Here is a 9,683-nt window from a genome sequence, read left to right on the forward strand (position 1 = left end):
CGTCAGCGACCCTAAGGGCTTTCTTTTCAAATGAAAAGATTCCGAGTGGAAGAACTTTTAGAGGCGGGCGATGACGGTGAGGTCCAGGCCGTCGGCCCTGGCCAGGTAGGAGTCGGCGGGCGGCGGGCCGAGCGGTGCCGCCGCCCAGGCCAGCCGCGTTCCGCGATCGGCGTCGCCCGCCAGCAGCCGGGCCGCCCCCGGCTGCCCGCGCCGCGCGCTCAGCATGCCCGCGACCGCGAGCGCCGCAGCCAGGTGGACGCCGTCGTAGCAGCCCTCCGCGTAGGCGTCCAGGACGGGGGCGGCCGCGCCGAACGCCGTCCGGTAGCGCTCGGCCAGGGCGATCCGCCGCTCGTCCCCCTGCCCGGCGAACGACCGCATCGCCGCGTACAGCTCCCCGGTCTCGTCGCCGCCCGCGGCCAGCAGCACGTTCTCCTCCAGCGCCCCCGACAGCCGGACGACCCCGGCCGCCGGCCGCGACGCCGCGAACACCCGGTTGAACATCGCCAGGTCCCGTCCGACCAGGCTGAGCAGGATCGCCTCGGTGCCCGCCCGCACCAGCGCGGTCACCAGCTCCTCGAAGCCCGCCTCCGGATCGTCCCCGGCCGCCAGCGGGAACGGGACGAGCCGGTCCAGTACCACCTCGGCACCGAGCGAGCGGACCAGCCGCGCCGCCGTCCGGTGTACCGCCCGCGGCCAGATGTAGTCGTTGCCGACCAGCGCCCACCGGCGCAGCCGCTGCCGTCCGCTCAGCCAGTGCAGCGCGGGGCCGAGCTGCCGCTCCGGCGAGTCGCCGAGCAGCACCACCCCGGCCCCGCGCGGGCCGCCCTCGTGCGGCGGCGTGAACACGTACGGCACCCGTCCGGCGAGCGCCGCCTCCAGGGCCCGGTGGACGTCGCTGGTATGGAACCCGACGAACGCCTCGACGAGACCGGCGTCGGCGAGGAAGCGGGCCTCGGCGGCGACCGCGTCCGGGCGGCGCCCGGCGTCCACCGGCACCAGCTCGACGGCCCGGCCCGCCGCCCCGCCCGCCGCGTTGACCTCGATCGCGGCCAGCCGGGCGGCGCTCAGCCCGGACGGCCCGGTCAGCCCGAGCGGCCCCGACAGCGGCAGCAGCAGACCCAGCCGCAGCACCCCCGCATCCGGGCCGGCGACCAGCAGCTCCGTGCCGTCCCGCAGCACCGAATCGCTCATGACCTGGCAAGTATGCTCTGTGGACCGACGGCCGAAAAGGGGAGGCGCACGTGGCGGAAAAGCAGGACACGGCCCCCACCACCGGCACCGGCACCGGCACCGTCACCGGCACCGAACTGGTCGACCTCCTCACCCGCACCCAGCGCGCCCTGGCCCGCGACCTCGGCGCCGTCCTCGAAGAGGAGGGCGCGACCGTCGAGCAGTGGCGGGTCCTGCGCGCCCTCGCCGGCGCCGACGACATGTCGATGGGGGAGCTCGCGGCCGTCGTCGAGATCCCGCACCCGACTCTGACCCGGCTCGTGGACGCCCTCGTCGACTCCGCCCACCTCTACCGCTCGCACTCCACCCGCGATCGCCGCCGCGTCTCGGTGCACGTCTCCGACCTGGGCCGCGACAAGCTGAAGCGGCTGGAGGCCCTGGCCGAAGCCCACGAACGGTCCCTGGCCGACCAGCAGACCGTCCGCGACCTCTCCACCCTGCTCTCCCGCCTGTGGACGACCCTCCGCTGACCGACCCATGAAAGCTTTCACGGTCGGCATGCCCCGCCGTCGCACCTCGGGTCGGCCTTCAGGCCGGCCACGGCGCCGCCTGAGCCTGGCTCTCCTGACCGCCGGCGGTGTCGGCGGGGGGCCGTAGGGTTCGGGTATGTCGCGGCGGCGGTTCGAGGTGGCCAAGCAGGGGTTGCGGGAGAGGGATGCCCGGGAGCGGGCGTTCGACTTCTTGCGTGAGCACGCCGATGCGTATGTGGACGAGTTGATCGCGGAGTTCGCGGGGGAAGAGGACCCGCAGTTGCGGTGCTGGTTGCTGGAGTTGCTCGCCGAGGCGCGGTCCGCGAAGGCGCTGGACGTGTTCCGCGGGGAGTTGGAGAGTCCGGACGAGTCGCTGCAGTTCTGGGCCGTGCGCGGGCTGGAGATGCTCGACAGCCGTGCGGCCGAGCAGGTTCTCGAGGAGGCGCGTGCCGGCGGGTGGATCGCCTAGATCGGGGCGGTCGGCTGAGGGCTCAGTGCTGAGGGGTCAGTGCTGAGGGGTCAGTGCTGAGGGCTCAGTGCGGGGTGAAGGTGCCGTAGGCGCCCTGGTGGAACAGGAGCGGGGGTTCGCCCTCGCTCACCTGCAGGTTCAGGACGCGGCCGACGACGATCTGGTGGTCGCCGGCGTCGTGGAGCTGCTCGGTGACGCAGTCGATCCAGGCGACCGCGCCGTCGATGACCGGGTTGCCGGCGGGGGACGGGTGCCAGCCGATGTCGTGGAACTTGTCCGTCTTGCGCATCGCGACGGCGCGGCACACGTCCTCCTGCGCGGCGGACAGGACGTTCACGCAGAACCGCTCGCCCGACTCGCGCAGCGCGCGCCATGAGCTGGAGCCCTTGTCGGGCAGGAAGGCCACGAGCGGCGGGTCGAGCGAGACCGAGGTGAACGAGCCGACCGTCATGCCGATGGCCGCGCCGGCCGGGTCGAGCGCGGTGACCACGACGACGCCCGTCGGGTAGTGGCCGAGTACGCGGCGGAAGCGGGTGGGATCGATGAGCCCGGTGCCGTTGGCCGTCAGTCGCATGGCGTCCTCCCTGTAGCGATCGCTACAGAGATTGCCATGCGAGGCCCCGTTGTGGCAACCGTCTCTTGTGGCGGGGCCGTGCTCAGGCGGCCGCGACCGCCTGCTCGACGATGGTCACGACGACCGTGACGAAGTCGTCGGGGTCCCAGTCGTCGTCGTTGATCTGGTGGGCCAGGAAGAGCCCGTCGGTGGCGGCCACGACGATGCGGGCCAGGTCCATCCCGAGCTCGGGGCGGCGGGCCTGCAGCTCGGTGCCGAAGTGCGAGGTGAACCAGGCCGCGATGGTGTTCGACACCGCGTCCCGGGTGGCCAGGAAGTACCGGCGCGCCTCCGCCTCCACCTCGCGGGACTCCAGCAGCAGCATGTGGCCGATGCGCAGGAAGTCGGGCGCGTCGCGCAGCGTGCGCACCGAGCGGGACAGGATCGCGCGCAGCCCCTCGGCGAGCGGGCGCTCGTCGCGCGGGTCGCGCTCCCAGCGCGGCTGGGCGGCGATCCACTGCTCGAAGCTGTGCCGGACGACCTCGGCCATGAGGTGGTCCTTGTCCCGGAAGAACCAGTAGACCGAGCTGGCCGGCAGCCCGGACCGCTTGGTGACCCGCGAGATCGTGGTGCCCTCGTAGCCGCACTCCGAGGCGATCTCGGCGGCGGCCTTGAGGATGCGGTCGCGGGAGATCTCCCGGTCTTCGGCGGGGCGGGGGGTCGTCGGCATGGCCCTCATCATGCCGCGTCGGCGAGCCAGGCCACGGCCTGGGCGTGGACGCCGTCGGCGATCAGGTCGACGAGGCGGTCCAGGTCCCAGTCCCGGCCCGAGTGGACGCCGATGTAGAGCCCGTCCATCACCGCGAGGTGGAACCGGGACAGCCGGTCGGCCACCTGGTCCGCCCCGGCGGCGCCGGCGGGCAGCACCTGCTCCCACCAGTCCCGGATCGCGGTGCGGGTCTCGGCGCGGACCTCGATGTAGCGGCGCCGCGCGGCCGGCTCCTTCGGGCGGTTGGCGAGGCCGAGCATGAGGCCGAGGCGCCAGAACTCCGGGCGCTCGGTGATGGCCCGCGAGGCGCGGTGCAGCCGGTCGCGGATCTCCTCGGCCGGGTCGGCGATCCCGACCCGGTCCTGCCAGGTCGGGGCGGTCTCGCGCCAGCGCCGGTAGCTGAATTCCAGGGTCTCGGCGAGCAGTTCGTCCTTGTTGCGGAAATGCCAGTAGACCGAGCTGGCCGGCAGCCCGGTCGCCTCCGTGACGAGGGCGATCGAGGTGCCGTCGTAGCCGCGCTCGGCGGCGATGGCGAGGGTCGCCGCCAGGATCCGCAGCCTCGACTCCTCGCCCTGCTGGTGGCGCCGCGCGGTCTTGCGCATCTGCTCTCGCTCCTCTGGCCTTCGGAAACTCGGCCCCGGCGGGGGGTTGTGCCGCCCATCACATCATGGGTACGGTCACCGCACGTCCCTGTAGTGATCGCTCCAGTCAGTGTAGCGATCGGTACGGATCGACAGCTGGATCGACAGCGCGGATCGACAGCGCGTGCATGATTCCTGCCGGCGCCTCGGCGTTGGTCGGCGAAACGGAGAAGAGAATGCCCACTCCACGCAGTGCTCTCCGCCGGCGGCGGCTGCTCGCCCCCGTCGTGGCCGCGCTGACGGCGGCGGCGACGCTCACGGCCTGCGGGTCCGGCGACGCGGGCGTGAGCGCCGCGGACGCCAAGACGCAGGCCGCCGACCTCGTCAAGGTCCTCGGCCTCCAGGAGGGCGCGGGCCTAGGCGGCGACGTCTCCTTCAAGCTCGGCGCCGCGCTCACCCTGTCCGGCCCGTCCGCGGGCAACGGCGAGTCGATGCGCAACGCCATCGAGCTGGCGGCCAAGCAGATCAAGGCGGCCGGCGGCCCGGCGATCGAGCTGAGCGTCAAGGACATCAAGGGCCCCGACCCCGTCGCCGCCAAGCAGGCCGCGTCCGAGCTGGCCGCCGAGGGCGTCCCCGCCAAGATCACCTCGATGGGGGACGGGCTCGGCGCGATGCTCGCCGACACCGACAAGAGCAAGATCCTCAGCCTGGACGGGGTCGGCGGCGCCCAGGTCTTCACCAAGGGCACGCAGTACTTCTACGGCACCCGCGAGGTCGCGCCGTCCGACGCGGCGCCCGGCGCCCTGGAGTGGTTCAAGAAGGCGCACCCGGAGGGCAAGACGGTCGGGCTCGTCGGCGTCGACCTCGGCCCGCTGAACGCCGCCATCCAGGCCGACATGAAGGCGAAGATCGAGGCCGCGGGGCTGACCTTCAACGGCCTGTGGGAGACCGTCTCGCCCAGCTCGCAGGACTACGCCAGCATGATCGCGAAGGTCAAGGACAACGAGCCCGACCTGCTGTGGGTCGCGTTCGGCGGCGCGGCGCCCGGCGCGTTCGCCGCCCAGGCCAAGAGCGCCGGCATCAAGAGCGAACTGCTCGGCATCGAGTTCACGCAGGACGCGGTCAAGGCGTCCAAGGGCGTCCTCGACTCGGACGGGTTCAAGTTCGCGATGGACTACTTCGACGCGTCCGAGCCGTCCAACCCCCTCGCGAAGCTGTTCGCCGAGGCGTACGAGAAGGCATACGGGGCCCCGGCGGACTTCTACGCCGCGAACGCCTACGAGGAGACCCTGATGATCTGGGACCTCATCCGCCGCGTCGTCGCTGCCGGCGGGAACCCGTCCGACAGCACGCAGTTGAAGGCCGCGCTGGAGAAGGACCCGAAGTTCGCCTCGGTCTACGGCGGTGATGCCGGAACGGTCGGCAGCCTCGAGATCGACCTGAAGACGCACGGCGTCGCGAGCCGCCCGATGGGGGTCTTCGAGTACAAGGACGGCAAGGTCAAGGCGCTCGCCACCTACAACGTCGGCGGCCAGGAGTTCCGCCTCGCCCCCTGACCCGTCCCGTCCGAGGGGACGGCCGCGGCGGCGGCCGTCCCCCTTCCTCTCCGGAGGCTCCATGCACGACCTGCTGGACGGCGAACTCTGGCAGCTGACCGTCAACGGCCTCGTCCGGGGCACCTTCTACGCCGCGCTCGGCGCCGGGCTCGCCCTCGTCATCGGGGTCACGACGCGGTTCCACTTCGCCTACGCGCTCACCTACACCGTCGCCCCGTACGCCGCCTTCTGGGTGATGGACGGTCTCGGCGTCCCGTTCTGGCCGTCCGCGCTCATCGGCCTCGCCACGGCGGTCGCGGTCAGCGTGCTGCTGGAGCTGGGCGTCTACGAGCCCGTCGCACGGCGCGCCGCCGACCGCGCGATGCTCGCCGTGCTGGTGACGTCGATCGGCGTCAGCACGGCGGGCATCGCGCTGCTCCAACTCGAGTTCGGGACCAGCAGCCTGCCGTTCTACGGGCCGCAGCCGGAGCGGTACGACCTCGGCCCGATGCGGCTCTCCGGCTTCGACCTCGGGCAGGTCGCCACCTGCCTGCTCCTCGTCGCCGGGCTCGCCGCGTTCCTGGCGTTCACCCCGATCGGACGGTCGGTGAAGGCGGTCCGCAGCAACCCCGGCCTCGCCGCCGTCCTGGGGATCGGCGTCCGCCGGGTCAACCTCGTCTGCTTCGCCGCCGCCGGGCTCATCTCCGGCGCGTGCGCGCTCTGGTACGGGCTGCTCTACACCGTCCAGCCGACCATGGGCGACTCGACGGTCATCTACGGATTCGTGGTCGCCTTCCTGGCGGGCACCCGCGCGTCCCCGCTGCGCGCGCTGCCGGTGGGCATCGGGCTCGGGCTGATCGAGCAGTGGGCGTCGAACTGGCTGTCGCTGCAGTGGACGCAGACCGCCGTGTTCATCGTCCTCACCGGCTACCTCGCGTTCCTCGCCGGGAAGAGCCGCCTCCCCCTCGTGTCGCTGCGGAGGGCCTGACGCCATGTGGATCAACTATCTCGACCAGGCGCTGCTGCTCGCCGCGCTCGCCGTCAGCGTCAACCTGCTCGTCGGCTACGCCGGGCAGGTCTCCGTCGCGCACGCCGCGTTCGCGGGCGTCGGCGGGTACACCGTCTGCTTCCTCGCCGGTGTGCACGACTGGCCCTACCTCGCCTCGCTCGGCGTCGCCGTGCTGGTCGCGACCGCGTTCGGCGTGCTGATCGGGCTGATCGCGCTCGGGCTCGCCGAGGAGTTCCTCATCCTGATGACGCTGGCGTTCTCGCTGGGGATCATCGGGGTCTTCGCGACGTTCGACTCGCTCGGCGGCGTCATGGGCATCACCGGCGTGGACGGCCTGCGGCTGTTCGGCGCCGAGCTGACGACCCCGTCCGACTGGCTGATCCCGTCGGCGGTGGTGCTCGCGCTCGTCTTCGCCGTCAGCCGGCGCCTCGGCGAGTCCCCGTACGGCCGGGTGCTGAAGGGCATCCGGGAGGACGCCGTGGCGACCCGGGCGCTGGGCAAGAACACCTTCGGCTACAAGATCGGCATCTTCGCGATCACCAGCGGGCTGGCCGGGCTGATCGGCGGCGTGTACTCGGGCTGGCTCGGCCAGGCGACCCCGTCGGCGTTCGGGTTCCCGCTCGCGATGGCGGTCTTCGCGATGGTCATCGTCGGCGGCAACGCCAACCTCTTCGGCTCGATCGTGGCGGGCGTCGCGCTGACGATGATCGAGCCGCTGCTGCGCGAGGTCCTCGGCGTGCAGAGCACCCAGGCGACGCTGCTGCAGGTGGTGCTGTACGGGGTGCTGCTGGTGCTCGTCATGATCGTCCGGCCGCAGGGCCTGTTCCCCGAACGCTCCCGGAAGGTCGTCGCGCCCGGTTCCGCGCCGCGGGCGCGGGTCACCCCCCGGGACCGCACGCCCTATGACGAGGCGGACGTGGTGCTCCGGGCGGAGGGGTTGTCCAAGCGCTTCGGCGGCATCGTGGCCGCGAAGAACATCGACCTCGAACTGCGGCGCGGCACGATCACGGCGCTCGTCGGCCCGAACGGCGCCGGCAAGACGACCGCGTTCAACCTGCTCACCGGCACGGTCGCCCCGGACACCGGCTCGGTGACGCTGAACGGCGCCGAACTGGTCGGGACGCGCCCGGACCTGATCGTCCGCGCCGGCCTGGTGCGCACGTTCCAGGACGTCCGGCTGCTCGGCCGCCTGACCTGCCTGGAGAACGTCATGCTCGCCGTGCCCGGCCAGCCGGGGGAGCGTCCGGCGCGCCTCTTCGTCCCCGGCCGCGCCATCTCCCGCGCGGACCACGACGTCGCCGCCCAGGCGATGCAGTGGCTCGACTTCGTCGGCATGGCCGACCAGGCCGCCACTCCGGCCGACGCGCTGTCCTACGGCCAGTCGAAGCTGGTCTCACTGGCACGCGCACTGGCCACCAGGGCCGACGTCCTCCTCCTGGACGAACCGGCCTCCGGCGTGGACGCGACCTGGGTCGAGACCATGCTCTCGATGGTCGCCGCCGTCCGGGACGAGGGCCGCACCGTCTGCCTGGTCGAGCACAACCTCGACGTGGTGCGCGAACTGTCCGACCACACCTACTTCATGGAACTCGGCGAGATCACCGCGTCCGGCACGCTCGCCGAACTGACCGGCTCGGCCCGCCTCGCCGAGGCGTACTTCGGCGCCCAGTAAGGGAGGACGCAGATGACTCTGCTCGACGTGAGCGACCTCGTCGCCGGCTACGGCCGCAAGGAGGTGCTCCACGGCGTCGCCCTCCGCGTCGACGCGGGCGAGGTCGTGACCCTGATGGGGCACAACGGTGCGGGGAAGACGACCACGATCAGGTCGGTGCTCGGCGCCGTCCGCCCCCGCTCGGGGACGGTCCGGATCGCGGGATTCGACACCACCCGCCGCCCGGTGCGCAAGGCCGTGGCGGTGGGCGCCGCGATGATCCCCTCAGAACGCTTCGTCTTCCCCGACCTCTCCGTGCACGACAACCTCCTACTGGGCGCCGCCAACGCACCATCAGGGACCGACACCGGAGAACGGCTCAAGACCGTCAAAGACCTGTTCCCGATCCTGGACGAGCGCGCCAAACAACCGGCCGGTTCGATGTCAGGCGGCCAGCAGCGCATGGTCAGCCTGGGCATGGCCCTGATGGCCCGCCCCAAGCTCCTCCTACTGGACGAACCGTCCCTCGGCCTGGCCCCATCCGTCGTGGAGACCATCTTCGGACGGCTACGCTCCCTCGCCGACGACGAGGGGCTTGGCATCCTGCTTCTGGAACAGAACGTCAAGCAGGCCCTGCAAATCGCCGACCGCACCTACGTCATGCGCTCCGGCAAGGTGATCCTGGAGGAGACCGCAGAGAAAATGCGGCAGCGCACCGACTTCTGGGACCTCTTCTAACTGTCGCGCACGGCGACGAAGTGGGAGAGGCCGGCGGCTTCCACACAGTTGCCGCCGTTGTTGCTCCGGCTGCTCCTCCGCCAGACGGCACAGGAGAGGTCCATGTCTGTCATGTCCCGCACCGCCGGGTGCGCCCCAGCCTTGAAGGGGAGCATCTAACCAGGGTTAATTGGTGATGGCGGGTGTGGTGTTGAGGTTGAGCCCTGTGGGGGCGAGACAGCTGTCGATCACGCCGGGGTGGTGCTGGATGACCCTGAGCCGGTGCTTGATCATGCCGGCGAGGTCGTCCAGGTCGGTGGCAAGGAAGTTGACCATGGAGCGTTTCAGCAGTGACCACACCGTCTCGGCCGGGTTCAACTCGGGTGCGTAGGCGGGCAGGTAGAAGACCGTGAGCCAGTCGGTGTGGGCGTCAATAAACGCGCGCATCGCCTTGGAGTGGTGGACGCCGAGGTTGTCCCACACCAGGACGATCTTGCCGCCCGGCAGTTGGTGGTGGGTGGCCTGGAGCATGCGTTTGTACTCGGGGATGGTGAATCCGGCGCGTTCGTCTTTGCGGCGGCGGTAGCGATGGATCCGGTAGATGAGGCGGGAGCGGTGGCCGGGCCGGTAGCAGACCATTCCGGCGATCGAGACCCGTGAGCCGTGCTCGCCGCCGTGCACCCTCACCTGGGGGCGGCA

Annotated in this window: 12 protein-coding genes; 6 read left to right on the top strand and 6 right to left on the bottom strand. The window is 71.5% G+C overall.

All coding sequences use genetic code 11. The annotated features are described in order from the left end of the window. Nucleotides 1-57: 57 nt before the first annotated feature. Nucleotides 58-1,191 carry an ABC transporter substrate-binding protein gene (locus tag ABZ806_RS38070; RefSeq protein WP_500223215.1) on the bottom strand — a complete coding sequence of 378 codons (1,134 nt, stop codon included), beginning with the start codon at nucleotides 1,189-1,191 and terminating at the stop codon, nucleotides 58-60. Between the two features lie 50 nt (nucleotides 1,192-1,241). Here ABZ806_RS38070 and ABZ806_RS38075 point away from each other — a divergent pair, with 50 nt between their 5' ends. Together ABZ806_RS38075 and ABZ806_RS38080 are read left to right on the top strand one after the other, a co-directional pair. Then, nucleotides 1,242-1,700 carry a MarR family winged helix-turn-helix transcriptional regulator gene (locus ABZ806_RS38075; RefSeq protein WP_500223216.1) on the top strand — a complete coding sequence of 153 codons (459 nt, stop codon included), beginning with the start codon at nucleotides 1,242-1,244 and terminating at the stop codon, nucleotides 1,698-1,700. 136 nt (nucleotides 1,701-1,836) lie between these two features. Beyond that, entirely contained in the window at nucleotides 1,837-2,169 is a 333-nt protein-coding gene (locus tag ABZ806_RS38080; RefSeq protein ID WP_500223217.1) for a HEAT repeat domain-containing protein, read from the top strand. 64 nt (nucleotides 2,170-2,233) lie between these two features. On the opposite strand, the gene ABZ806_RS38085 is transcribed toward ABZ806_RS38080, so the two are convergent. The 3 genes from ABZ806_RS38085 to ABZ806_RS38095 form a co-directional block, all read right to left on the bottom strand. After that, nucleotides 2,234-2,743, bottom strand: coding sequence for a flavin reductase family protein (locus tag ABZ806_RS38085; protein WP_500223218.1), 510 nt, complete (start codon nucleotides 2,741-2,743; stop codon nucleotides 2,234-2,236). Nucleotides 2,744-2,825: 82 nt separating this feature from the next. Next, nucleotides 2,826-3,452: a TetR/AcrR family transcriptional regulator gene (locus ABZ806_RS38090; RefSeq protein ID WP_500223219.1), complete on the bottom strand. Its 627-nt coding sequence runs from the start codon at nucleotides 3,450-3,452 to the stop codon at nucleotides 2,826-2,828. Nucleotides 3,453-3,460: 8 nt separating this feature from the next. Next, nucleotides 3,461-4,093, bottom strand: coding sequence for a TetR/AcrR family transcriptional regulator (locus tag ABZ806_RS38095; protein WP_500223220.1), 633 nt, complete (start codon nucleotides 4,091-4,093; stop codon nucleotides 3,461-3,463). A 215-nt stretch (nucleotides 4,094-4,308) separates the two neighbouring features. Here ABZ806_RS38095 and ABZ806_RS38100 point away from each other — a divergent pair, with 215 nt between their 5' ends. The 4 genes from ABZ806_RS38100 (at nucleotide 4,309) to ABZ806_RS38115 (ending at nucleotide 9,005) form a co-directional block, all read left to right on the top strand. Continuing rightward, nucleotides 4,309-5,628 (top strand): ABC transporter substrate-binding protein, encoded by a 1,320-nt coding sequence (locus tag ABZ806_RS38100; protein ID WP_500223221.1) that lies wholly within the window; start codon nucleotides 4,309-4,311, stop codon nucleotides 5,626-5,628. A 61-nt stretch (nucleotides 5,629-5,689) separates the two neighbouring features. Beyond that, complete coding sequence (locus ABZ806_RS38105; RefSeq protein ID WP_500223222.1) at nucleotides 5,690-6,595, top strand: branched-chain amino acid ABC transporter permease; 906 nt, start codon at nucleotides 5,690-5,692, stop codon at nucleotides 6,593-6,595. Between the two features lie 4 nt (nucleotides 6,596-6,599). Beyond that, nucleotides 6,600-8,288 carry a branched-chain amino acid ABC transporter ATP-binding protein/permease gene (locus ABZ806_RS38110; protein WP_500223223.1) on the top strand — a complete coding sequence of 563 codons (1,689 nt, stop codon included), beginning with the start codon at nucleotides 6,600-6,602 and terminating at the stop codon, nucleotides 8,286-8,288. Between the two features lie 12 nt (nucleotides 8,289-8,300). After that, nucleotides 8,301-9,005, top strand: a complete 705-nt coding sequence (locus ABZ806_RS38115; protein ID WP_500223224.1) for an ABC transporter ATP-binding protein — start codon at nucleotides 8,301-8,303, stop codon at nucleotides 9,003-9,005. Here the strand turns inward: ABZ806_RS38115 and ABZ806_RS38120 are convergent. Both ABZ806_RS38120 and ABZ806_RS38125 read right to left on the bottom strand, forming a co-directional pair. Continuing rightward, nucleotides 9,002-9,160 carry a DUF397 domain-containing protein gene (locus ABZ806_RS38120; protein WP_500223225.1) on the bottom strand — a complete coding sequence of 53 codons (159 nt, stop codon included), beginning with the start codon at nucleotides 9,158-9,160 and terminating at the stop codon, nucleotides 9,002-9,004. The two genes, ABZ806_RS38115 and ABZ806_RS38120, sit on opposite strands and share 4 nt — an antisense overlap. 10 nt (nucleotides 9,161-9,170) lie before the next feature. Further along, nucleotides 9,171-9,683: transposase (locus ABZ806_RS38125; RefSeq protein WP_500223226.1), on the bottom strand; the 513-nt coding region annotated here is incomplete at its 5' end.

It is taken from the genome of Spirillospora sp. NPDC047418 (assembly GCF_040643275.1).
In the GTDB taxonomy this organism is placed as follows: Bacteria; Actinomycetota; Actinomycetes; order Streptosporangiales; family Streptosporangiaceae; genus Spirillospora.